Annotated in this window: 21 protein-coding genes; 9 read left to right on the plus strand and 12 right to left on the minus strand. The window is 69.3% G+C overall.

Features of this window, described 5'->3' with window-relative positions:
* The first annotated feature begins 1 nt into the window (after nt 1).
* From fabI to OHA10_RS28630, 3 genes are read left to right on the plus strand one after another with little or no spacing between them, the layout of a single operon-like run.
* Entirely contained in the window at nt 2–778 is a 777-nt protein-coding gene (fabI, locus tag OHA10_RS28620) for an enoyl-ACP reductase FabI (protein ID WP_134098996.1), read from the plus strand.
* A complete protein-coding gene (locus OHA10_RS28625; protein WP_371401850.1) occupies nt 775–2466 on the plus strand; it encodes a Mur ligase family protein in 1692 nt (563 codons plus the stop codon). The genes fabI and OHA10_RS28625 overlap by 4 nt, the downstream gene beginning before the upstream one ends.
* A gap of 40 nt (nt 2467–2506) precedes the next feature.
* The gene (locus OHA10_RS28630; RefSeq protein WP_371401851.1) at nt 2507–3358 is read left to right on the plus strand and encodes a hypothetical protein; all 852 of its coding nucleotides are present in this window, start codon (nt 2507–2509) and stop codon (nt 3356–3358) included.
* Here the strand turns inward: OHA10_RS28630 and OHA10_RS28635 are convergent.
* The 9 genes from OHA10_RS28635 to OHA10_RS28675 form a co-directional block, all read right to left on the minus strand.
* The gene (locus tag OHA10_RS28635; RefSeq protein WP_371401852.1) at nt 3355–4092 is read right to left on the minus strand and encodes a hypothetical protein; all 738 of its coding nucleotides are present in this window, start codon (nt 4090–4092) and stop codon (nt 3355–3357) included. The two genes, OHA10_RS28630 and OHA10_RS28635, sit on opposite strands and share 4 nt — an antisense overlap.
* Nucleotides 4089–4589, minus strand: a complete 501-nt coding sequence (locus tag OHA10_RS28640) for a SigE family RNA polymerase sigma factor (protein ID WP_371401853.1) — start codon at nt 4587–4589, stop codon at nt 4089–4091. Before OHA10_RS28640 ends, OHA10_RS28635 begins: the two co-directional genes overlap by 4 nt.
* A gap of 45 nt (nt 4590–4634) precedes the next feature.
* On the minus strand, nt 4635–7436 hold the full coding sequence (gene cphA / locus OHA10_RS28645; protein ID WP_371401854.1) for a cyanophycin synthetase: 2802 nt from the start codon (nt 7434–7436) through the stop codon (nt 4635–4637).
* A 7-nt stretch (nt 7437–7443) separates the two neighbouring features.
* Nucleotides 7444–8502 carry a cyanophycinase gene (locus OHA10_RS28650; protein WP_371401855.1) on the minus strand — a complete coding sequence of 353 codons (1059 nt, stop codon included), beginning with the start codon at nt 8500–8502 and terminating at the stop codon, nt 7444–7446.
* A gap of 25 nt (nt 8503–8527) precedes the next feature.
* Nucleotides 8528–9886, minus strand: coding sequence for a glycoside hydrolase family 16 protein (locus tag OHA10_RS28655; RefSeq protein ID WP_371401856.1), 1359 nt, complete (start codon nt 9884–9886; stop codon nt 8528–8530).
* A gap of 42 nt (nt 9887–9928) precedes the next feature.
* Nucleotides 9929–10801, minus strand: coding sequence for a GNAT family N-acetyltransferase (locus tag OHA10_RS28660; protein ID WP_371401857.1), 873 nt, complete (start codon nt 10799–10801; stop codon nt 9929–9931).
* Nucleotides 10802–10857: 56 nt separating this feature from the next.
* Nucleotides 10858–12081 carry a phosphoserine phosphatase SerB gene (gene serB / locus OHA10_RS28665; protein ID WP_371401858.1) on the minus strand — a complete coding sequence of 408 codons (1224 nt, stop codon included), beginning with the start codon at nt 12079–12081 and terminating at the stop codon, nt 10858–10860.
* A gap of 53 nt (nt 12082–12134) precedes the next feature.
* Nucleotides 12135–12869 carry a hypothetical protein gene (locus OHA10_RS28670; protein WP_371401859.1) on the minus strand — a complete coding sequence of 245 codons (735 nt, stop codon included), beginning with the start codon at nt 12867–12869 and terminating at the stop codon, nt 12135–12137.
* Nucleotides 12870–12970: 101 nt separating this feature from the next.
* Complete coding sequence (locus OHA10_RS28675) at nt 12971–14161, minus strand: RNA-guided endonuclease InsQ/TnpB family protein (protein ID WP_371408003.1); 1191 nt, start codon at nt 14159–14161, stop codon at nt 12971–12973.
* A 94-nt stretch (nt 14162–14255) separates the two neighbouring features.
* Here OHA10_RS28675 and OHA10_RS28680 point away from each other — a divergent pair, with 94 nt between their 5' ends.
* From OHA10_RS28680 to OHA10_RS28695, 4 genes are all read left to right on the plus strand, one after another.
* Nucleotides 14256–15038 (plus strand): ABC transporter ATP-binding protein, encoded by a 783-nt coding sequence (locus tag OHA10_RS28680; RefSeq protein ID WP_371401860.1) that lies wholly within the window; start codon nt 14256–14258, stop codon nt 15036–15038.
* A gap of 260 nt (nt 15039–15298) precedes the next feature.
* Complete coding sequence (locus tag OHA10_RS28685) at nt 15299–15826, plus strand: NfeD family protein (protein WP_371401861.1); 528 nt, start codon at nt 15299–15301, stop codon at nt 15824–15826.
* Between the two features lie 169 nt (nt 15827–15995).
* A complete protein-coding gene (locus tag OHA10_RS28690) occupies nt 15996–17150 on the plus strand; it encodes an SPFH domain-containing protein (RefSeq protein ID WP_371401862.1) in 1155 nt (384 codons plus the stop codon).
* 177 nt (nt 17151–17327) lie between these two features.
* Nucleotides 17328–18074 carry a sulfite exporter TauE/SafE family protein gene (locus OHA10_RS28695; RefSeq protein ID WP_371401863.1) on the plus strand — a complete coding sequence of 249 codons (747 nt, stop codon included), beginning with the start codon at nt 17328–17330 and terminating at the stop codon, nt 18072–18074.
* Here OHA10_RS28695 and OHA10_RS28700 read toward each other — a convergent pair.
* Nucleotides 18058–18708: a TetR/AcrR family transcriptional regulator gene (locus OHA10_RS28700; RefSeq protein ID WP_371401864.1), complete on the minus strand. Its 651-nt coding sequence runs from the start codon at nt 18706–18708 to the stop codon at nt 18058–18060. The genes OHA10_RS28695 and OHA10_RS28700 overlap by 17 nt on opposite strands.
* Before the next feature lie 50 nt (nt 18709–18758).
* On the opposite strand from OHA10_RS28700, the gene OHA10_RS28705 reads away from it, so the two are divergent.
* Together OHA10_RS28705 and OHA10_RS28710 are read left to right on the plus strand one after the other, a co-directional pair.
* The gene (locus OHA10_RS28705; protein ID WP_371401865.1) at nt 18759–19712 is read left to right on the plus strand and encodes a zinc-binding alcohol dehydrogenase family protein; all 954 of its coding nucleotides are present in this window, start codon (nt 18759–18761) and stop codon (nt 19710–19712) included.
* 12 nt (nt 19713–19724) lie between these two features.
* Nucleotides 19725–20156, plus strand: coding sequence for an organic hydroperoxide resistance protein (locus OHA10_RS28710; RefSeq protein ID WP_130450357.1), 432 nt, complete (start codon nt 19725–19727; stop codon nt 20154–20156).
* A 4-nt stretch (nt 20157–20160) separates the two neighbouring features.
* Here the strand turns inward: OHA10_RS28710 and OHA10_RS28715 are convergent, their stop codons facing one another.
* Together OHA10_RS28715 and OHA10_RS28720 are read right to left on the minus strand one after the other, a co-directional pair.
* The gene (locus OHA10_RS28715) at nt 20161–20985 is read right to left on the minus strand and encodes a helix-turn-helix domain-containing protein (protein ID WP_371408004.1); all 825 of its coding nucleotides are present in this window, start codon (nt 20983–20985) and stop codon (nt 20161–20163) included.
* A 99-nt stretch (nt 20986–21084) separates the two neighbouring features.
* Complete coding sequence (locus OHA10_RS28720) at nt 21085–22194, minus strand: flavin-containing monooxygenase (RefSeq protein ID WP_371401866.1); 1110 nt, start codon at nt 22192–22194, stop codon at nt 21085–21087.
* Between the last annotated feature and the right edge of the window lie 38 nt (nt 22195–22232).

Genomic DNA, 22232 nt, shown 5'->3' on the forward strand with positions numbered 1-22232 from the left:
AATGCCCGTGGGCATCCTCGACGGCAAGCGGATCCTGGTCGCCGGAGTCACCCTCGACTCGTCGATCGGCTTCGCCACGGCCAAGGTGGCGCAGGAACAGGGCGCCACCGTGCTGATCTCGAACTTCGGCCGCGCGCTCAGCATCACCAAGCGGATCGCGAAACGCCTGCCGACCGAGCCGCCGGTGCTCGAGCTCGACGTCACGAACCCCGAGCACCTGGCCGCGCTGCCGGATGCTGTCCGCGAGCACGTCGACGGCCTGGACGGCGTCGTGCACTCGATCGCGTACGGCAACCCGGAGACGATCCTCGGCGGGAAGTTCCTGGACGGTCCGTGGGAGGACGTGTCCCAGGCGGTGCACGTCTCGGCGTACAGCTTGAAGGCGCTCGCGGTGACCTGCGCGCCGTTGATGAGTCGTGGCGGCAGTGTCGTCGGGCTGACGTTCGACGCGACCGTGGCCTGGCCCGGGTACGACTGGATGGGTGTCGCGAAGGCCGCTCTCGAGTCGACGAGCCGCTACCTGGCCCGTGATCTGGGTGCCCAGGGCATCCGGTGCAACCTGGTCTCGGCCGGTCCGCTCAAGACGCTGGCCGCGAAGGCGATCCCGGGCTTCGAGAAGTTCGAAGAGCCGTGGCTGGACCGCGCCCCGCTCGGGTGGGATCCGTCCGATCTGGAGCCGACCGGCCGCACGATCGTCGGTCTGCTCAGCGATTTCTTCCCGGCGACCACGGGCGAGATCGTCCACGTCGACGGCGGCTACCACGCGATGGGTGCGTGATAGTGGCCACCTCGCTGGTTGAGCTCCGCGTCCTGGACGGCGCCAACCTCTACTTCAGTCGTGCCGCGGTCAAGCTGACACTCGACGTGTCCTCGCTCGTGGATGCGCCCGCCCCGGCCGCCAAGGCCTATGCACAGGCGATCGGTCTCGGCGCCACCAGGCCCGGCCGGATCGGCTCGGGCTTCCGGCAGCGGTTCGCGATCCGCGTCACCGGTCACGTCGTACGCCGGATCGCGCGCGAGGCCGGGATCGGGCGGATCGGCGTACGGGTCCGCCCGGAGAACGACGTACGGCGGTTGGTCGTGGCGTTCCCGTGGGCGCACGAGGCCCGGGCGCGGGCGCTCGGCGCGGCGATCGTCGAAGTCCTCGATGCCTTCGGAGCCGAGGATCTGAGCGACCTGATCGCGGCCGTGGGGGAGCGGGTGCGGGACGAGCCGCCGGGCAACCCGCCGCCGACGCTGCGGCCCAAGGTCCCGGTGGTCGCGGTGACCGGGACGAACGGCAAGACCACGACCTCGCGGATGATCGCGCACATCGGCCGTGCCGCCGGGCTGCATGTCGGCTGGTCGAGCACCGACGGCGTGTACTTCGACGGCGAACTGGTGAAGTACGGCGACTTCTCCGGCCCGAGCGGCGCCGGGCAGGTGCTGTCCCAGCCGGGCATCCAGCTCGCGGTGACCGAGACCGCCCGCGGCGGGATCCTGCGGCGCGGGATCGGGGTCGCGTACAACGACGTGTCCGTGGTCACCAACGTCACCGCCGACCACCTCGGTCTGGGCGGGATCGACACCGTCGACCAGCTCGCCGAGGTGAAGGCGGTCATCACGCAGATCACCCGGCCGCGCGGCTGGTGCGTGGTGAACGGCGACGACCCGCGGACGTTCGCGATGCGGCTCGGTTCGCCGGCCAAGTGCTGGGTGTTCTCCCGCGACCCGGACTCGCCGTCGATCCGGACGGTCCTCGACGAGGGCGGTCGCGCGACGACGGTGCTCGACGGGTTCGTCACGGTGCTCGACCAGTCCCGGGATCCGGAGCCGTTGCTGAAGGTCGTCGACGTACCGATGACGCTGTCGGGGCTCTCGCACTACAACGTCGAGAACACGCTGGCCGCGGCGTCGGCCGCGCTCGGGCTCGGGTTGCCACGGGCGGCGGTGATCGAGGGGCTGAGCACGTTCGCGCCGAACGAGAACAACCCCGGCCGGATGAACATGTACTCGCTGCGCGACTTCACCGTCGTCATCGATCTGGCCCACAACGAGGCCGGGCTGGAGGCGCTGCTCGAGATCATGAACGGTGTCCGGCCGGAAGGCGGGCGGCTGATGCTGGCCCTCGGATCGCCGGGGGACCGGGCCGACGACATGGTCGCCCCACTCGGCGCGATCGGTGCGCGGGCGACCGATCGGGTGGCGATCGGGCACAAGAGCGACTACCTGCGCGGACGGCCGCCGGCCGAGCTCGAGGCGGTGTTCCGCGAGGGTGCCGCGTCGGTGGGCGTCGACGACGTACCGGCGTACCCGACCGAGCTCGAGGCGGCGCAGGCGCTGGTCGCGGAGGCAAAGGCCGGGGACGTGGTGGCGGTGATGTCTCTGCAGGATCGGGCGAGTCTTGACGCCTGGTTGCGGTCCGAGGGAGCTACTGTCGACACACCGGAGACCTTGAAGGCCAAGGTCGAGAGAGCCCAGCACTGAGCCCTGCCGCCACCTGCGTTGGGGTGGGAACGGGGTTGTTATGCGCTACCTGTGGTCGATTCCGGCCGCGGTGGTCGCCTGGTTCGTGGGCGGCTTCTCCGCGACGTACCTGAAAGGGCTGCCGGACGGCGCGACGTACTTCGTGCCGCCGCGGATCGATCTGGTGGTGCTGGGCGGGTTCGCGGGCGGTGTGCTGGCCGGGCTGCTGATCGGTCGCGTGCGCGCCGCCGTACCCGTCGTGGTGGTCGTTGCCGCGGGCATGTGGTGGCTGACCGGGAACTCGTTCTCCGACCGGGACATGCTGATCACGTTGCTGGTGGCAAGCGCTGTCGGTGCATTTTTCGGTGCCCTGGGCACCAGGAGCTCGGTGGTCGCGGCGTTCGCGCTCGCGCTGCCGGTCGCCTGGTACGCGCAGCGGCCGGCCGAGCAACTGGCCGACTGGCGGTGGCTGTGGCAGTTGAACGGACTGCTCGTCGGGGCCGGGCTCGCCCTGCTGCTGTACTTCGCCTGCTGGAAGCGTGGGTGGCGGTCGGTGGGCTCGTGGATTCCGCTGACCGGGTTCTACCTGGTGTGCAACGGCTTCGTCGAGGCGGTCCAGGTGGTCGCGCGGTCCAACGGCAAGCCGATGGATGCGGTCGGCGACGCGTCGACGGAGGCGTTCTTCCAGTCGTTCCAGCCGCTGCTGCGCGAGTACTGGCCGTGGATGGTGGTCGCCGTACTGCTCGCGATCCCGATGGTGGCGCTCAAGCTCCGCGCCCTCCCGCCGCCACCGCCGCCTCCGGACCCGTACGCCGACCGCACGAACGACGCCGTCCTCTCCGACGACCTCGACTGGATCGACCAGCAGGAAGCGCCACGCCGTCTGCTGCCCCGCCGTCAACCCGTCAACTAGCGCGGGCTCGGCGCGACTGCGGTGATGTCGGACTCGGCCGCATTGATCACCAGCGCGAAGAACCTGACCCGGCTGCTGTTCGGCGTACCGACCGCATCGGCGACGTAGGTCGTGCCGCGCGCGGTGACGCGGACCTTGCGTGCATCCGTCGGCACCACTCCCATCACCATGGTCAGGTGCATGGGCGAGGACAGGTTCGGCACCACCGCCGCAACGGTCTTGTACTGCGACCGCCGGCCGGGCTGCCAGTTCTGGCTGAAGCAGGCTTTGGCTCCGCCGAAGCTCTTCGCCGGTCCCTCGTCGGTCACGATCAGGCAGCCGGGGCTGATGTACGACGCGACCGCCCAGCTCTCGTTCGGGATGCTGCCGCGGCTGACGTAGAAGGCCGGCGCGTACTTGAGCGAGTCCGGCTGCTTCGTGAACGCCGGCTCGTCGGACCAAGGCTCCGGGAGCTGGGTGTAGGTGAAGTCGGCGTGGGCGGTCTTGAGCGCGCGAGTCGGAGCAGGAGTTGGCGCGGGCGTCGCGATGCCCGGCTCGGCCGAGCGGATCGAGCCGACGACCGAGCTTCCTACCACGACAGCCGCGGTCGCGGCCGCCGCGCACACCACCGCGACCGTGGCCCGGCGACGCACCTGGCGACGCCGGATCCGTGAGTGGATCGGGACTGCAGGGTCGGGTGGTTCGGGGCGGTCGTCGGTGAGGAGGGCGAGTCTGGCCCTCAGATCGTCAGTCATCGGATCCCCCTTTCGGTGAGGTCGGCCAGGTCGTCGGCGCGGAGTGCTTCCAGGCCGCGGCGCGTGTGTTGCTTGACGGCGCCGACCGAGCAGCCGAGCAGGTCGGCGACGGTGCGCTCGGACAGGTCCTCGGCGTACCGGAGGTAGACCGCGGCGCGTTGGCGTGGGCTCAGGCGCGCCATCGCCTGGCGGATCGCGAGGCGTTCGTCGACCTGGACGGTCTCCGGATCGACGACCGTCTCGGGTGGTGTCTCCGTGGGGCGTTCGCCGAGCCAGCGGCGTCGGCGGCTGGAGAGGAAGGTGCTGGCGACGATCTTGCGCAGATACGCCTCGGGGTTCCCGTCGCGCACCTTCCGCCAGTGGAACCAGAGCTTGGTGAACGCGTCCTGCGCCAGATCCTCCGCCTTCTGGTGGTCCAGGGTGAGCGCATAGGCGAGCCGTGCGGTCACGGTCCACCGCGCCCGCACGAACTCGTCGAAGTCGTCCTCGGCTGTCATCCGCACACCCTTACAACGCGATGACCAGCGTCGCAGGGTGACAGGTCAGGCGAGTTCGCGTTCCGGCTCGGCCGGCTCCTCGTCCGGCGGCACGAAGTCGGGGTCGCCGCCCTCGTCGCCCGATCGCGCTCCTGCCTGGGCCAGATGCGACACCGACTCGAGCTCGGCCAGGACCGACTGATGCTGGTCGACGCAGAGCACGACGAGGTCGCCCGGATTGGACCGGCTGAGCGCGTGCCGCACGGCGTCCAGCTCCTCCAGCACGGTGTCGACCTGACGGCAGCGTGCTCCCTGTTGCATCGCGGCCCGCACGCCGGTCTCGATCAGCGCGGCCGACTCGCCACGTTTCCGGCCGCGCAGCCGGGCATCCTCGCGGACGATGACCACGTCGAAGTGCTGCGCCGCGACCTGACCCAGTTCGCGGATGTCGTCGTCGCGCCGGTCGCCCGCGGTCGCGATCACGCCGATCCGCGACGGCCGCCCCAGCTCCGACGAGGCGGTCAGGCTCTCGCCGAGCCGATCCACGAAGTCGCCGAGCATCCGCATCGCCGGCGCGTTGTGGCAGTAGTCGACGATCACGGTCCGGCCGTCGACGTCGATCTCGTTCAACCGCCCGGGCGACAGGTAGTACGACGTACTGAACGTCCGCAGGCCCTGCCGGATGTCGTGCAGCGACGCGCCGGCCGCGAATGCCGCCGCCGCGGCCGCCATCGCGTTCTGCACGTTCATCATCGCCCGCCCGCCGAATGTTGCCGGCAGCAAGTGAGTCCACGCGAGCTGCATCGACCGCCGGCCGTGCTTCACCACGATCATGTCGCCCAGGTCGGACCGCTCCAGCACGACCGCGCGGCCGCCGCGGCGGCAGTGCCCCTCGATGTAGTCGCGGACCTCGCTGCCCGGCTCGGCCATGCTGAACCACACCACCTGCCCGGAGCACTTCCGGCGCATCTTCCGCACCAGCGGATCGTCGGCATTGAGTACGGCGTACCCCGTCCGCGGCACCGCCTCGACCAGGACCGCCTTCACGTCCGCGAGCTGCTCGAGCGTGTCGATGCCTCGCAGGCCCAGGTGGTCGGGCTGGATGTTCAGCACGACGGCCACGTCGTTGCGTTCGTAGCCGAGGCCCTCGCGCAGGATCCCGCCGCGCGCCACCTCGAACACCGCGAAGTCGACCCGCGGGTTCTGCAGCACCATCCGCGCCGACTTCGGCCCGGACGCGTCCTGGCGGATCACCAGCCGCTCGTCGATCACGATGCCGTCGGTCGAGGTCATCCCGACCTTGCGGCCGAGTCCCTTGAAGACGTGACTGATCATCCGCGCGGTCGTGGTCTTGCCGTTCGTACCGGTCACCGCGACGATCGGGATCCGGCTGGTCGCGCCCGGCGGGAACAGCATGTCCACCACCGGCTTCGCGATGTACTGCGGCTCGCCGATCGTCGGGTTCGTGTGCATCCGGAAGCCGGGCGCCGCGTTCACCTCGCAGATCGCGCCGCCGGTCTCCCGCACCGGCTGGGTGATGTCCGGGCAGATGAAGTCGATCCCGGCGATGTCGAGCCCGATCATCCGGGCCGCCTCCTCGGCGATCTCGACGTTCTCCGGGTGTGCCTCCCAGGTCCGGTCGATCGAGATCCCACCCGTGGACATGTTGCCGGTGAGCGTCAGCTTCACCATCACGTCCTCCGGCGGTACGTCGTCCAGCTCGAAGCCCTGGTCGCGGACCAGCTGCCGCGCGGCGGCGTTGATCGTGATCCGGGTCAGGATCTTCTCGTGCCCGACGCCGCGACGCGGGTCGGCGTTGGTGATGTCGACCAGCTCGGCGACGGTGTGGATGCCGTCGCCGACGACATGCGCGGGCACGCGTTCGGCGATCGCCTCCATCCGGCCGTTGATGATCAGGCAGCGGTAGTCCTTGCCGGTGACGAAGTTCTCCACGATCACCGAGCCTCGCCGGGACTGCTCGGCGGCGATCGGGAACGCCTCCCGGACCGCGTCGGCGTCCTGCAGGTTGAGGCAGACGCCACGGCCGTGGTTGCCGTCGAGCGGCTTGCACACGACCGGGTAGCCGATCTTGTTCGCGACGCTGACGGCCTCGTCGACCGTGCGGATCGATTCCGACCGCGGCACCGGCAGGCCGGCGGAGGCGAGCAGCCGGGTGGTCAGGTCCTTGTCGCTGGCAACGTCGACCGCGATCGAGCCGGTCTCGGACGTCATCGTGGCCCGGATCCGCTTCGCGTGCACGCCCTGGCCGAGCTGCACCAGGCTGGCCTTGTTCAACCGGATCCACGGGATGTCCCGGGACACGGCCTCGTCCACGATCGCCTGCGTCGACGGGCCGAACGCGGTCCGCTCCGCCTGCTTGATGAACTTCTCCAGCTCGGTGGTGAAGTCGAACGCCGGGTCGGGCTGGACCAGGTTGTTCACGAACCGTACGGCGAGCTCACCCGCCGCGAGCCCGACCGCTTCGTCGGCGTACGCGTAGGTGATGTTGTAGATGCCGGGGGAGCCCTTCACCTGCCGGGTCTTGCCGCGGCGCATGTCGTGGCCGGCCTCCTGCTGGAGCTGCAGCGCGACGTGTTCGGCGATGTGCCCGAGCCAGGTGCCTTCGTGCAGGCGCTCGATGAACCCGCCCCGGCGGCCGCGCGAGCAGTGGTGCTGGTCGAGCCGGGGGAGGTCGGCCAGCAGTCGCTCGGTGAAGCCGGGGATCGTGTTCGACGGGAAGTTCTCCAGCGATCCGAGGTCGACGACGAGATGGATCGCGGGGTCGTAGCTCCAGATGTTCGGGCCGCGGTAGACGCGGGTCTCGATGATCTTCAGGTCAGGGGCGGGGGTGCCTGTGGTCTCGGTCATGCGGGCATCACTGTTCTGGTTGCGTGCGGTCGGGGAGTTCGGGTTCGGCGCCGGCCGTGATCGGCTCGGTCGCCTCCGGTCTGGACTCCCCGGCCCCTACCGCTTTGGCAGACTTCTTGGTGGTACGGCGTCCCGCCCGCTTCTTGCGGTCCGCGTAGTACTTCGGTGAGACGCCCTCGGCCGCGATCTCCTTGGCGAGCTTACGCAGGTCCGCCTCGGCTGCCTCCATCACGGCGAGCTCGGTCGCCGGCGGCTGCTTGCCGAACGACAGCAGGACCCGGTCCCGGAGGTCGAACGTCGCCGTGGCCGGCAGCACATGCAGTACGACGCCAGACGCGAGCAGCGGCTCGGAGCGGCCGGCGTAGTGCCCGTTGGAGGTGATCCGGCTGCCGTCGAAGATCGTCACCGCGCCTCGGCCGACGACCTCCAGGTGCGAGCCGCGGAAGACGGCCGCGGTGTCCTCGTCGACGCCGATCCCGAGCAAGCCGGGGGACTGGGCGACGAGCGACAGCAGCCGGCCGTACCGGTTCCGCTGGGCGAAGTGCTGGTCGACGATCGCGCCCTGGACCAGGCCGAGGCCGCTGGACAACTGGCTCATCCGCTGCCGCGGGGTCGCGCCGGAACGCCCGAACGCGATCATGTGCTCGGCCAGGATACTCGCGCCGGCCGACGTACCGCCGACGGCGGCGCCGCGGGCGTGGGCGGCGGTGACGGCGCGGCCGAACGCCGTACCGGTGACGACACCGGCGAGCTTGAGCTGGTTGCCTCCGGTCATGAACACACCGGTCGCGTCGTTCAGCGGGGAGATGAAGGCCGGGTCGTCGGCGTCCTCCCGGTTCTCCGGGCGAACGCCGACGACACTCTCGGCCCCGAGTGCGGCGAACAGGGCCCGGTACACGTCGATGACATCGGGTCCGAGCGCCGACGCGGTGGGCACCACCACGATCCGCGCCTTGGGCCCACCCGCCGCCTCCACGAACTCCTGCAACACCGTCCGCTTCTTCAGCTTGTCCTCGGCCCCGCCGATCGCAAACAGGGCACCAGGCCCACCCTGCAGTTCAGACATAGGCGAAGAATAGGTGCTGACCCCCTCAGTGACCGAACGTGAACCAGTTCAGGTTGACGTAGTCGGCCGGTTGGCCGCTGGTGAAGGTGATGTAGACGGTGTGGACGCCGGTCACCGACGACATGTTGGCGGGGACGGTTCGCCAGGACTGCCAGCCGCCGGTGTTGCCGACGGCGAAGGTGCCGATCGGGGCGTTGGAGCGGCTGTCGAGGCGTACTTCGACCAGGCCGCTGACGCCTCCCGCGGCACCGGACGCGACTCGGGCGACGAACTGGGTGGCGGGGGTGCTGCCGAAGTCGATGCCGTTGTACTGCGCCCAGTCGCCGTTGCCGATCTGCATCAGGTTCTGGCCGCCGCCGGTGTCCGTGGTGGTCTCCAGGCCCATCCCGGACTGCTGTGCGTACGACTCAGCCTGCAACGTCCCGTACGCCGAAGAGCCGCCGGGCGGGGGAGTCGTCGGAGGCGGAGTGCTGCCGCCGCCCTTCGTGGAGACCGCCACGTAGTCGACCGTCATCGGACGATCCGGCACGGTCGAAGCGCGCGGCGTCGGGCCGTTGAGCGCGTCCGGGAACGCGCCGCCGATCGCCAGGTTCAGCAGGACGAAGTACCCGGCGTGCGATGTCATGTTCGACCAGGTGTCGGCCGGCAACTGCCCCTGGCTGACCGAGTGGAACTGCTGCCCGTCGACGTACCACCGCAACTGGTTCGGCGACACCGACGTGTCCCACTCGAACCGGTACGTGTGGAACGCGGACTGGCAACTCGAGCCCGGGCACGCGCGGTTCGCGCCGATGCCGGTGGTCTCGTTGCACGGGCCGCCCGGGCTGACGCCGCAGTGCAGCACACCCCAGACCGAGTTGATCCCGTTGACGTTCTCCATGATGTCGAACTCGCCGATGTCCGGCCAGTTCCAGTAGTTCCCCCGGTACGGCGCGCCGAGCGCCCAGAACGCGGGCCAGTACCCGAGCGCCGCGTCACCGGTCACGTTGGGCATCTGGATCCGGCTCTCGATCGCCAGCACACCGCCCGACGGCGGTTTGAAGTCGCTCCGCAGGCTCTCGATCCGCGCCGAGGTCCAGTTGCCGGCGGAGTCCCGGCGCGGCGTGATCCTGAGGTTCCCGGAGCCGTCGAGCGACACGTTGTCCGGACTGTTGGTGTAGTTCTGGATCTCGCCCGTACCCCAGTTCCCGGGACCGCCCGGGTAACCGTGTCCGGTGTCGATGATCCAGTTGGAGCCGGACGGCAGACTGCCGCTCGACCCGTTGAAGTCGTCACTCCACACCGTCGTCCAGCCGTCGGTAGGCGGCGGGACACTCGCCTGCGCGAGCGGTACGACGGCCAGCAGAGGCGCCAGCAGCGCAAGTATTAAGGGGCGGGTACGCATGCACCTATGGGAGCGCTCTCATGGCGCAGTGTCAACAGCTCGTCACAGCCGGGTTCGATAGACCGTCGTACTGCGTCGCACCCGCATGCCGAGGCGTTCGTACATCGCCAGCGCGCCGGTGCCGGAATGCGTCCAGAGGATGCAGGTCCTCCGGCCGCGGGCGAGGAACTCCGCACACGTCCGGTCGAGCATCGCGCGGGCGACGCCCTTCTTCCGCTGATCGTCGCGGACCGCGAGCTGCTCGACGTACCCCTCGTCGCCGTCCAGCGCGATGACCGCGCCGACCACCTCGTCACCGGCGTACGCGAGCGTCGACGCCTCCGGGAGGAACGTCGACCGTCCGACCGTCAACTCGCTCCACTCCTCGAAGGACTTCCGCCGCGACTGGAACGCCGCGAACGCCGCCTCGACCAGCTCGTAGACCTCCTGTGCCCGGGCGTCGTCGTACCCGTCGAGCCGGATCCCGTCCGGGGCAACAGCCGGTTGCGAACTGATTGGTCGCTCCAACAACCAGTTCGTCGCCAGCACCGCGCAGCCGCGCGACCGCAGCAGCTCCGTCCCGACTGCGTCGGCATCGTCGACGATCTGCGCGAACCACTCGCTGTCGCGCGCCCGCGCTCCGGCCTCGGCCCAGTCGAGCAGCCGCGTCCCGATCCCGCGCCCGCGGTACGACGGATGCACGTCGATCTGCGCGTGCTTGCCGTCGTGCAACCAGGCCCAGGCCGCCAGGTCGCCGTTCGGGGCGATGACGACCAGTGTGTCGCGCTCGAGCCGGATCAGCGGCCGGCTCAGATTAGCGGCCACCTGATCGGGGATCACTTCGGCCTGCCCGTGCCACTCGCGCTCGTTCGTGGCGATCAGTCGGTAGATGGCGTCCGCGTCGTCGAGCGTGGCAGGCCGGTCGGTGAAGTCCATGGCCCGATCCTGCCGCATCCGCCCGGGCCGACCGGCCGGATTGCAGCTTGTTGCGATCAGGCCGGCGTCTCGGCGTCGGCGACCTCGACCTCTTCGCGGGTGATGCCGAGCAGATAGAGGATCGTGTCGAGATACGGGACGCTGAGGTGGGTGTCGGCGGCAGCACGAACCACCGGCTTGGCGTTGAACGCGACGCCGAGGCCCGCCGCGGCGAGCATGTCGAGGTCGTTCGCGCCGTCGCCGATGGCCACGGTCTGGGTGAGCGGGGTCCCCGAACGTGCGGCGAACTCGCGCAGCGCGGACGCCTTGCCGGCGCGGTCGACGATCTCGCCGACGACCCGGCCGGTCAGTACACCGTCGACGAGCTCGAGCTCGTTCGCCTTCGCGTAGTCGATGCCCAGGTCGGCCGCGAGCTTGTCGGTGATCTGGCTGAACCCGCCGCTCACGATCGCGAACTGGTAGCCGAGGCGCTTCAGCGTGCGGACCAGGGTCCGGGCGCCGGGTGCGAGCTCGATCGCGGCGTACACCTCGTCGAGCGCGGTCGCCGGTAGGCCCTCGAGCGCCGCGACTCGATGCCGCAGGGACTCCTCGAAGTCCAGTTCGCCGCGCATCGCCTTCTCGGTGACGGCGGCGACCTCCTCCAGCCGGCCGGCGTGCGCGGCGAGCATCTCGATGACCTCGCCCTGGATGAGCGTCGAGTCGACGTCCATCACGATCAGCCGCTTGGCCCTTCGGTACAAACCGCCGTCCTGCACCGCGACGTCCAGCCCTTGCCGGACGCCCTCCAGCGCGAGGACAGTCCGCAGCGTCTCCGGATCGGCGCCGGAGACCGCGATCTCCATCGCCGTCACCGGGTACCGCGCCATCCGGCTGATCCGGTCGATGTTCGCGCCGGTGTCCGCGATCCGGCCCGCCACCGCGGCCAGTCCGGCGGCGGACAGCGGATGGCCGATCACGGTCACCTGGCTGCGGCCCTTGCGCCGCGGCTCGTTGTCGCCGACACCTCTCTTCACCGAGATCTCGACGTCGAGCACGCTGGCGAGCGCCTTCAGCTCTTCCTTCAGGTCCTTGTGGTCACGCGGCGCGGACAGCAGCACGCCGAGCACCAGGCGCCCTCGCAGGACGACCTGCTCGGCGTCGATGACCTCGAGTCCACGCGTCGCGAGCGTCGAGAGCACGGCCGAGGTCAGGCCGGGCCTGTCGGTCCCGGTCAACGTCACCAGCAGCGTCGGCCGCTCGGCCGCCGCAGTCTCCAGTTCAACCTCAGTGGGATCAGTCATCGCACCCCGAACGCTACCTATATGAGATGACCGTCCAGTGTCCGGTCCAGATCTCAAGCATGAACGGGCGGCGCGCACGCCGCGACCAGCGCCCGGCGGGCCGCCGCGGCGAGGTCGAGAAGCGCCCGCCGCCGGGCATCGGCCTCGGCGCCGGTCACGGCCGCACCGTCGTCCTCGAGCGCCGCATCCGCGATCGCCAGACAGCGCCGGGCCGTGGCCGCCGTCTTCACCGCGCGTGGTTCGTAGCCCGGAGCAAGGACGTCGCCGTCGCCCCGCCCGATCTTGCGGATGTCGATCAACGCGTCCGCGACTTCGGGTTTCCATCGCGCGACCTCGAGCGCGGCCAGCGAATCGGCCGCGTCGATCAGCGCCAGCCGCAGACCACGGTCCGCCTCGCCGAAGTCCGCCGGCAACGGACTCGCCGCCGGGAGCACGGACCATTGCACGGCTGGTCCGACGTACGACGGAACCAGTCCGAGCTCGGGACCGGTGAGTACGACCGCCTCGCCGGTCTCGAGCGCGGCCTCGTTGAACGACGGCGGACCGGCCAGACCGATCGGGTCACCGGGGACGGGCAGCGCCAGATGGGCTTGCGTCGTACCGGCTGCGCGCAGCAGGTTGAGCGCCACCGGCAACGTGGCGGGCTCGGGATGGCCGGCCAGTCCGGAGACGTGGTGACCGACATCGTCGGCGAGGATCTTCGACGCGGCGGTGTCGGGGTCGCAGGCGCCGGTCAGCATCGCGTTCGTCCAAACGGTGAACCGTACCGAGGCGGAGGTCGTCAGCACGCCCGCAAGTCTCTCACCACCCGAGCACACGCGTTCAAAGGCGACCCCTTAGGTTTTGAGCTTGACGTCCTCCCGCCGTGAACGGCGGGATTCGAACTCGACTACGTGGAGGTAGGGAGTTGAGGTTCACGCTTCTCAGCGACCGGTACCTCAGCCGCTCCACGCGCGTTCACGGCCCGTCCGGCCGCGATGTTGACAGCAGCATTCACGTCGGCGTTCGCTGTGTAGCCGCACGACCGGCAGCGGAAGACGGCTTGGCTCTCGCGCGCCTTCCGGTCCCTGGTCCCGCACCGCGAGCACGTCTGACTCGTGTACGCCGCAGGAATCTTCTCGACCCGTCCAACGGCCTTGCGTTCGAGCCGTCGGACGAGCTGACCCCAGCCATTGGCAAGGATGCTCCGGTTGAGTCCGGCTTTCTGCCGAACCCGCTTCCCAGGACTGTCTACCGTGCCCTTGGCAGACCGCGTCATCTGGACGATGCGCAAGTCCTCAACCCGAATCACGTCGAACTCGCGAGCAATGCGAGTGGTCGTCTGCTCGACCCAATTCTTCCGACGGTCCACTTCACGGGCTCTCAGCTTCGCAATGGCCGCCTTGGTCCTGGTTCGGCGGTTGCTGCATTTCTGGGAGCGGGCAAGCCGTCGCTGGAGCCCGTCCAGGCGTCGTCTTTCGCCGGTGGTCTGTGGCGGTACATGCAGCTTCTCGCCTGTCGACAACGCTGCCGAAACGGCCACCCCTCGGTCAATGCCAACAATCGCGCCGGTACCGGGGCCGGCGATCGGGTCAGGCGCCACAGCGAACGCGACGTGCCATCTGCCGGCACGGTCACGAGCGACGCGGTACGACTTGGCGTCGGTCAGCGGCTTGGACAGCCGGAACTTCACCCAACCAACCTTGGGGACGAGTACCCGGGCCCACCTGCGGTTCAGCTTCTCAACTCGGCGGGCCTGTGGACCAACGATGCGGAATCCTTCGTGGACCCCTGCCTTGCGCCAGGTCGGTCGCCGGTGAGGGCCGGTGAAGAAGTTCGCGACGGCCTGGTCGAAGTCACGCAACGCCTGCTGCTGCACGGTCTGCGACCCGGCCCGCAACCAATCGCTGTCGGCCCGTGCCTCGGTCAGTTGTCGCGCCTGTTCCACGAAGCGAGGCGGACTGGTACGGCGACCCGCCGACCACATGGACCACTGCTCGAGGGCCAGGTTCCAGATGTATCTGGCATGTGCGCAATGGCCGAGCAACGCCGCTTCCTGTCCCGGAGTAGGGGCAAGTCGGAAGCGGGACGTGTCAGTTATTCAAACAGTCGGGACCGACAGTCCCTCAAGCCTGAAGGGAGGGAGTTGCGGGTCGTCCCCGACCTGAAAACCGGGCGTCCCTGCAACTACTTCGATGACTGCAGTGGTGGAGCTGGCCGGGGTGACGATCGTCCGTGGTGGCGCGCGGCTGCTGGACGGGATCGACTGGACGATCGACGAGGCCGACCGCTGGGTGGTGATCGGGCCGAACGGCGCCGGCAAGACGACCCTGCTGCAGATCCTCGCCGCGCAAATTCACCCGACGACCGGTGTGGCGGGCCTGCTCGGTGAAGTGCTCGGCGCCGTCGACGTTTTCGAGCTCCGACCGCGGATCGGACTCACCAGTGCCGCATTGGCCGACCGGTTGCCGAAGAGCGAGCGGGTCTCCGACGTGGTCGTCTCCGCGTCGTACGCCGTCCTCGGCCGCTGGATCGAGCAGTACGACGACCTGGATCACCAACGCGCCAACGCACTGCTGGCCGAGCTCGGGATCGCCCATCTGGCCGACCGCACGTTCGGGACGCTGTCCGAGGGGGAGCGGAAGCGGGTGCAGATCGCCCGCGCGCTGATGACCGACCCCGAACTGATGCTGATGGACGAGCCCGCGGCGGGCCTCGACCTTACGGGTCGCGAACAGCTCGTCCGCTCGCTCAGCTCGATCGCGACCGCCGTCGGCGCCCCCGCGATGGTCCTCGTCACCCACCACGTCGAGGAGATCCCGCCCGGCTTCACCCACGCGCTCCTGCTCAAGCAGGGCCGCGTCGTCGCGGCCGGTCCGATGGACGAGGCCCTGACCGCCGAAACCCTCAGCGACACGTTCGACCTGGCCCTTACCCTCAAGCAGGAAGACGGCCGCTACACCGCCCGCGCCCTCTAACCCACCCACGCACCCGCCCACGCCGTCCCGCCCCTCGGCCCCTCGCCCTCCCGCCCCTCGGCCCCTCGCCCTCCCGCCCCTCGCCCCTCGCCCTCCCGCCATCTCAGGGGTCAACCCCGGAATCGGTGGGATAGGCAGGCAGATTCTGGCGGCCGAACCCTGCAACTCAGGGGTTGACCCCTCAGACGTTCGGGGAACTGGGCGGAGGGTGACGCGTCCAAACATCTGCTTGCGGGCCGAGACGTGGATAGGCTTGGGAAATGATGGATTGGCTGCGGGACAACATGTGGGCGGCGTGGCTGACGATCGCCGCCGTCCTCGGCCTGGCTGAGCTGGCCTCGCTCGACTTCACGCTGCTGATGCTGGCCGCCGGCGCGCTCACCGCCGCGGGAGTCGCGGCGTTCTTCCCCGGACTGCTGTGGTTGCAGATCGTCGTCGGCCTGATCACCGCGGCCGCGATGCTCGGTGCGATCCGGCCGATGATCGTCCGCAAGATCCATCACGGCCAGGAGCTGAAGACCGGTTCCGCCCATGTGATCGGCCGGACCGGGACGGTGGTGAAGGAGATCCATCCCGACGGCGGCGGTTCGATCCGGCTCGGCGGCGAGCTCTGGACCGCCCGGCCGTACGACGAGATCTCGACGATCGCCCCGGGCACCCGCGTCGAGGTGATGCACATCGACGGCGCGACCGCGGTCGTGTACCCGGTCGGCGAGCCGCTGCACCACCAGCTGGACCTGCCTGAACCGACCCAGGACCCGAAGCCGACCGACCCGCCGCAGAGCTGACCGCTCGCGATCGGTTGAGTGGTCCCCTGCGCGCAGTAGTGTCGAAGGTGCAGGACGGTTGATGTAGCTGCTCGATCAGGCATCCGACGCGCCGGGAACCGGTACGGCGCCTGCCCCGTCGATACGGAAGACTGTCCGTCCTGAGGGTCCGTTCGAGTGGAGGGTCAAAGTGACCGCGTTCCTCATAGTCCTGGCACTGGTCGCCTTGTTGGTGATCGTGACCTTGGTCAAGTCCGTCCGGGTGGTGCAGCAGCAGACCGTCGGCATCGTCGAGCGGTTCGGCAAGTTCAAGACCGGTCTGCAGCCGGGGCTGAATCTGTTGACCCCGTTCGTCGACAAGGTCCGCTACACCATCGACATGCGCGAGCAGGTGGTCGCGTTCCCGCCGCAGGGTGTCATCACCGAGGACAACCTGATGGTGTCGATCGACTCCGTCATCTACTTCCAGGTGAACGACCCGGTCCGGGCGACGTACGAGATCTCGAACTACATCCAGGCCATCGAGCAGCTGACCATGACGACGCTGCGAAACATCATCGGTGGTATGGACCTCGAGCAGACGCTGACCTCTCGTGAAGAGATCAACGAGAAGCTCCGCTACGTGCTGGACGAAGCGACCGGCAAGTGGGGCATCCGGGTCAACCGGGTCGAGCTCCGCTCGATCGACCCGCCGCCCTCGATCCAGGACTCGATGGAGAAGCAGATGCGCGCCGACCGGGACAAGCGCGCCGCGATCCTCACCGCGGAAGGTATGCGGCAGTCCGCGGTACTGTCCGCCGAGGGTCAGAAGCAGTCCGCGATCCTCACCGCGGAAGGTGACAAGCAGTCCCGCATCCTCCGCGCCGAGGCCGAGCGGCAGGCCCGGATCCTGAAGGCACAGGGTGAGGCGCAGGCCATCACCACGGTGTTCAACGCGATCCACGCCGGCAAGCCGGACCAGGGTCTGCTCGCGTACCAGTACCTGCAGATGCTGCCGTCGATCGCCCAGGGCGACGCGAACAAGCTGTGGATCGTGCCGAGCGAGATCGGCGACGCGCTCAAGGGTCTGGGCAGTGCGGTCGGCCAGGTGGCCGGCATCACCCAGAAGGCCGAGGGCGACTGGCATGCGCCGGAGCTGTCCAACGGCGAGGTGGCCGAGCTCGACTCGTCCGCTGCCGCGCCGGCAGCGGTGGCCGAGGCCGACAACGCGGTCCGCGAGGCGATCGCGGCCGCCGAGTCCGCCGCCGTCAGCACCCGCAGCCAGGCAGCCGCGCCGGCCACGCCGTCGATCCCGCCGCCTGCTCCGTCCCAGGAGCCGCCGGCCGCGGAGCCGCCGCAGCGCTGACGTGAGCTGACGTGAGCTGACGTGAGCTGACGCCTGTACGTCGTTCCACCAGGGCCTCCCCGGTCATCCGGGGAGGCCCTGGCGCTGTCGATTGACTACCAGTCGATCGCATACTGTCTGCTCAATGTGCGGACTGGTGAGCGCGAGGCGCGATCGGGTGCGTAAAGTCAGGCAGCGATGACATGGTACGAAGCGGTGTTCGTCCTGGTGGCGGGGATGGGCGCGGGAACGATCAACGCCGTCGTGGGGTCGGGCACACTGCTCACCTTCCCCGCGTTGCTTGCCGTCGGCATCCCGCCGGTGCTGGCGAATGTCAGCAATACAGTCGGTCTGGCGCCGGGCACCGCCGCGGGCGCGATCGGCTATCGGCGCGAGCTCGAGGGCCAACGCGGCCGCATGCTGCGGTTGATCCCGGCATCGCTGGCCGGCGGCATCGTCGGGGGAGTGCTGCTGCTGACGCTGCCCGACTCCGCGTTCCACGCCGTCGTGCCGGTGCTGATCCTGCTCGGCTGTCTGCTCGTCGCGTTCCAGCCGTGGCTGTCGAAATGGATCAGCGCGCCGTCACACCTGCACCGCGGAGCCTGGTGGGTGATCCCGGCCGTCTTCGCCACCGGCGTGTACGGCGGGTACTTCGGCGCCGCGCAAGGCGTGCTGCTGATGGCGATCCTCGGTCTCGGCCTGGACTCGAACCTCCAGCGGATGAACGGTCTGAAGAACGTGCTGGCCACGGTCGTGAACACCGCCTCCGCGATCCTGTTCATCACCGTCCACGACATCGACTGGCTCGCCGCGGGGCTGATCGCGGTCGGCTCGACGATCGGCGGTTTCATCGGCGCCCGCTACGGCCGCAAGCTCCCGCCGATCGCGCTCCGTGCGCTGATCGTCTGCATCGGCATCCTCGCCATCGTCACGATGGTGTTCTGAGCTGTAACCCGGCCAGCAGCAGGTCCAGCCCGTAGTCGAACTGCTCGTCGCCTCCCGTCGTCCGGGCCAGCTCCGGCGCCAGCTCGACCACCGACGGGAACTCGCGGGCCGACAGCGACTCCATCGTCGCCCGCAGTCGCCGCCACGCCTCGGGATCGCGGCGCTCGGCCGCCATCTGGATCTCCCACGACGTCGAACCGAGCACGTACGTGAACAAGGTCGTGTGCGTCCGGGCTGCCGTCTCCGCGTCGAACCCGGCAGCCCGCAGTACGCCGAGCAGCCCCTCGGCGACCCGCGCCGTCTCGTGACCGCTCAACGGGCGCCCCGCCAGTAGTTGCGCAAGGCAAGGATGCTGGAGCATCAGCAGCCGCAACGACCGGCACACCGCCCGCACCTGGTCCGGCCACGGGACCTCATCAGGGACGGCGGGCAGCAGGCCCATCAGGTGATCGCGGACGGCGTCGTACAGCTCGTCCTTGTTGCGGAAGTAGGTGTAGAGCGCCATCGGGCCGACACCGAGCTCCGCGGCCACTCCGCGCAGACTGAAAGCATCCGTGCCGCGGGACTCCATCAGCTCGAGTGCGGTCCGCACGATCAGCTCCGGGTTGAGCGTGTTCCGCGGTGTCCTGGCCATGTGACGCACCTCCCTCCGACGTTCATAACGTACAGTGTATAGTACGGTGTATGCGAGCCATTCAGATCACCGAGTTCGGTGGACCCGAGGTCCTGAAGATCAGCGAGGTCGCGGAGCCGGTCGCCGGCGACGGACAGGTCCTGATCACGGTCGACCGCGCGGGTATCAACTACGCCGACACCCACCAGGTCGAGAACAGCTACCTGTCCAAGACCGAGCTCCCGCTGATCCCGGGCGGCGAGGTCGTCGGCCGGACCGAGGACGGCCGCCGGGTCGTCGCCCTCGTCGGCTCGGGCGGGTACGCCGAGAAGGCGGTCGCCCACGCGCCGTACGCCTGGGAGGTCCCGGCTGGTGTCACCGACGGTCAGGCGCTCTCGCTCGTGCTGCAAGGCACCACCGCGTGGCACCTGCTCAAGACCTCCACGCATCTGCAGCCGGGTGAGTCCGTCCTCGTGCACGCAGGCGCCGGCGGTGTCGGCTCGCTCGCCGTCCAGCTCGCCAAGCTCTGGGGTGCGGGTCGCGTCATCGCGACCGCGTCTTCCGAGGAGAAGCGCAAGCAGGTCCTCGAGCTCGGCGCGGATGCGGCCATCGACGGTACGCCGGAAGGCCTGAAGGACCGGATCCTCGAGGCGAACGGCGGCAGGCCCGTCGACATCGTGCTGGAGATGGTCGGCGGCCAGACGTTCGACGAGTCGTTCGCCGCGCTGGGCCGGTTCGGCCGCCTCGTCACCTTCGGCGCAGCCTCGCGGCAGCAGGGCGCGCCGATCGATCCGGGCCGGTTGATGAAGGGGTCGAAGACCGTCGCCGGCTTCTGGCTGGCCGACTGCTTCGCGAACCCGCAGTTGCTCGGCGGCCCGCTGGCCGAGCTGTTCGACCTGACCGCGGACGGCAAGCTCCGCCCGATCGTCGGCGGCGAGTATGCGCTGTCCGACGTCGCCACCGCCCACGAAGACATGCGTGCCCGCAAGACCGTGGGCAAGCTCCTGCTCGACCCCACTCGCTAGGAGACACCAGATATGACGATCGCTGTTGAGAAGGTTCTGTACACCGCCCGCGCCACCGCGGACGGCGGCCGCGACGGCAAGGTATCGACCGACGACGGCAAGCTCGCCGTCACGGTCGCGCCGCCGGTCGAGATGGGTGGCAACGGCAACGGCACCAACCCGGAGCAGCTGTTCGCGGCCGGGTATGCGGCCTGCTTCCACAGCGCGCTGAAGCTGGTCGCGCGCAAGGCTCGTCAGGACTCCGACGGCTCGACCGTCACCGCCGAGGTGGGCATCGGCCCGATCAACGGCGGCGCCGGCTACGGCCTGCAGGTCGAGCTCGTGGTCAGCCTGCCGGGTGTCGAGCGCGCGGTGGCCGAGGAGCTCGTTGCCAAGGCGCACGAGGTCTGCCCGTACTCCAACGCCACCCGCGGCAACATCAAGGTCGACCTCAAGGTCGCCTGAGAACCTAGATCCGGGCGAGGGCCTCTTTCAGGAGGCCCTCGGTCGCGGACACCGGGGCCGCCGAGATCGTCAGACCCTCCATGATGGCGACGTACTCGTCCACCTCGTCGAGCTTGTCCAGGTAGAGCGCGCTGGCCGCGTGCTCGATGTAGACGATGTCCGGCAGATCGCCCTCGGGGAACCGCAGCAGACTGAAGGCGCCACCGGCGCCGGCGTACCCGACGCTGCTGAACGGCATCACCTGCAGCGTGATGTTCGGCTGCTGCGACCACATGATCAGGTGCTCGATCTGCGCGCGCAGCACCTTCTCGCCGCCGACCGGCCGGTGCAGCACGGACTCGTCGATGACCACCCAGAGGCGGGCCGGGTTCGCGCGGGTGAGGATCTGCTGCCGGGTGACCCGGAGCTCGACCCGCTGGTCGACCTCCTGGTGCGGCAGGAACGACGACTTGCCGAGCTGGACCATGGCCCGTGCGTACTCCTCGGTCTGCAGCAGGCCGGGGACGAACATCACCTCGTAGGTCCGGATCAGCGCCGCGGCGACCTCGAGGCCGACGTAGTTGGTGAACCAGCTGGGCATGACATCGCCGTACCGCGACCACCAGCCGGGGTTGTTCGCGGCGCGGGCCAGCTCCATCAGCCGGAACCGCTCGCCCTCGTCGGCCATCCCGTACAGCTCGAGCAGGTCGCTGACATCGCGTTCCTTGAAGCCCACCCGGCCGAGCTCCATCCGGCTGACCTTTGACTCCGAGGCCCGGATCTGCCAGCCCGCGTCGGCGCGACTGATCCCGGCGGCTTCACGCATCCGCCGTAGCTGCCCACCCAGCATGATCCGCAGAGCGGTCGGCCCACCTTCGCCGCCGCTCACCGCCACCTGATCACTCACCCTGACCCACGCCCAGCCACGCACCCATTTCAGCCCGTGATGCTACCGCCTGTCCACGGGTATCGTCCGATCGGCGCTCCGCCGGCTGAGATGCGCGGCGTGTTGCGCCAGATGCTTGACGAGGAAGCGAGCGTCGCGGTCCACGCCCTGGATGCTGGCGGACGCGATCGCGTACTGGAAATCGAGCCCGAGGAAGTACAGCCCGGGTACGTCGGACGCCACGCCCCGCTCGTGCCGCGGCCGGCCGTCGGCGGCGAAAACCGGCAGGTCGATCCAGGTATGGTCCGGATCGGAACCGGTGCACCAGACCACGGTCCGGACATCGTCGAGTACGTCGCCGTCGACCGTCACCGGTTTGCCGTCGCGGACGCCCTCGATCCGACTCAGCCGTTTGATGCCGGCCGCGTCGAGGTGGTCGAGCTTGTTGCGAGTGAGCGGCAGGCCGTTCTTGACCGCGTTCGCGATCGCCTTGCGCCCCATCGGCGTACGCCGGGTGAGGACGTACTTGAACAGGAACATCACGACCGGCGTGAACACGTGCCCGACGGTCGAGTCGATATCGACCGGCACCTGTCCCGGATGCCGTCCGGCGAGCAGCGTTGGATGCGTCTTGACCGCGTCCAGTGCGACGTCGGTTCCAGAGTTGGCCGCGCCAACGATCAGAGCGGTGCCGTCGGCAAGCTGGGCGGGGTTGCGGTACTCCAGCGAGTGCAGTTGCCGAATCGACGGATCGAGCTCACCGGCGAACGACGGCCACCGCGGCGTACTGTGCATCCCGGCCGCGACGACGACCTGGTCGGCCCGCCAGTCGCCGGCATCCGTCTCCACCACGAAGCCGTCACCGTCCCGCGCCAACCGCGTCACGCGTACGCCGGTCTGCACGGGCAGGTCGTGATGCGCGACGTACTGCTCGAGGTAGTCGGCCATCTCGTCCCGATCCGGACAGTCCTTCGTGCCGATCCGCAGCCCCGGCAGACTCGCGTACCGCGGCAGGCTAAAGAGCCGCAACGAGTCGTACCGCTCCCGCCAGCAGTCACCCACGCGAGCGTTCCCCTCCAGTACGACGAAGTCCTCACCCCGCCGGCGCAGGTAGTAGGCCATCGCAAGCCCAGCCTGCCCCGCCCCGACCACCACAGTCCCGACCCTGTCCATAACTCAAGGTAGGACCGCACACCCACCCACCACATCCA

The sequence above is a fragment of the Kribbella sp. NBC_00662 genome (assembly GCF_041430295.1).
Classification (GTDB): Bacteria; Actinomycetota; Actinomycetes; order Propionibacteriales; family Kribbellaceae; genus Kribbella.

Bases quoted from the DNA above. Each gene is read 5' to 3' on its own strand.
- fabI (WP_134098996.1), top strand. From the start codon at position 2: ATGCCCGTGGGCATCCTCGACGGCAAGCGGATCCTGGTCGCCGGAGTC.
- OHA10_RS28630 (WP_371401851.1), top strand. From the start codon at position 2,507: ATGCGCTACCTGTGGTCGATTCCGGCCGCGGTGGTCGCCTGGTTCGTG.
- OHA10_RS28635 (WP_371401852.1), bottom strand. From the start codon at position 4,092: ATGACTGACGATCTGAGGGCCAGACTCGCCCTCCTCACCGACGACCGC.
- OHA10_RS28640 (WP_371401853.1), bottom strand. From the start codon at position 4,589: ATGACAGCCGAGGACGACTTCGACGAGTTCGTGCGGGCGCGGTGGACC.
- cphA (WP_371401854.1), bottom strand. From the start codon at position 7,436: ATGACCGAGACCACAGGCACCCCCGCCCCTGACCTGAAGATCATCGAG.
- OHA10_RS28650 (WP_371401855.1), bottom strand. From the start codon at position 8,502: ATGTCTGAACTGCAGGGTGGGCCTGGTGCCCTGTTTGCGATCGGCGGG.
- OHA10_RS28655 (WP_371401856.1), bottom strand. From the start codon at position 9,886: ATGCGTACCCGCCCCTTAATACTTGCGCTGCTGGCGCCTCTGCTGGCC.
- OHA10_RS28660 (WP_371401857.1), bottom strand. From the start codon at position 10,801: ATGGACTTCACCGACCGGCCTGCCACGCTCGACGACGCGGACGCCATC.
- serB (WP_371401858.1), bottom strand. From the start codon at position 12,081: ATGACTGATCCCACTGAGGTTGAACTGGAGACTGCGGCGGCCGAGCGG.
- OHA10_RS28680 (WP_371401860.1), top strand. From the start codon at position 14,256: ATGACTGCAGTGGTGGAGCTGGCCGGGGTGACGATCGTCCGTGGTGGC.
- OHA10_RS28685 (WP_371401861.1), top strand. From the start codon at position 15,299: ATGATGGATTGGCTGCGGGACAACATGTGGGCGGCGTGGCTGACGATC.
- OHA10_RS28695 (WP_371401863.1), top strand. From the start codon at position 17,328: ATGACATGGTACGAAGCGGTGTTCGTCCTGGTGGCGGGGATGGGCGCG.
- OHA10_RS28700 (WP_371401864.1), bottom strand. From the start codon at position 18,708: ATGGCCAGGACACCGCGGAACACGCTCAACCCGGAGCTGATCGTGCGG.
- OHA10_RS28705 (WP_371401865.1), top strand. From the start codon at position 18,759: ATGCGAGCCATTCAGATCACCGAGTTCGGTGGACCCGAGGTCCTGAAG.
- OHA10_RS28710 (WP_130450357.1), top strand. From the start codon at position 19,725: ATGACGATCGCTGTTGAGAAGGTTCTGTACACCGCCCGCGCCACCGCG.
- OHA10_RS28715 (WP_371408004.1), bottom strand. From the start codon at position 20,985: ATGCTGGGTGGGCAGCTACGGCGGATGCGTGAAGCCGCCGGGATCAGT.
- OHA10_RS28720 (WP_371401866.1), bottom strand. From the start codon at position 22,194: ATGGACAGGGTCGGGACTGTGGTGGTCGGGGCGGGGCAGGCTGGGCTT.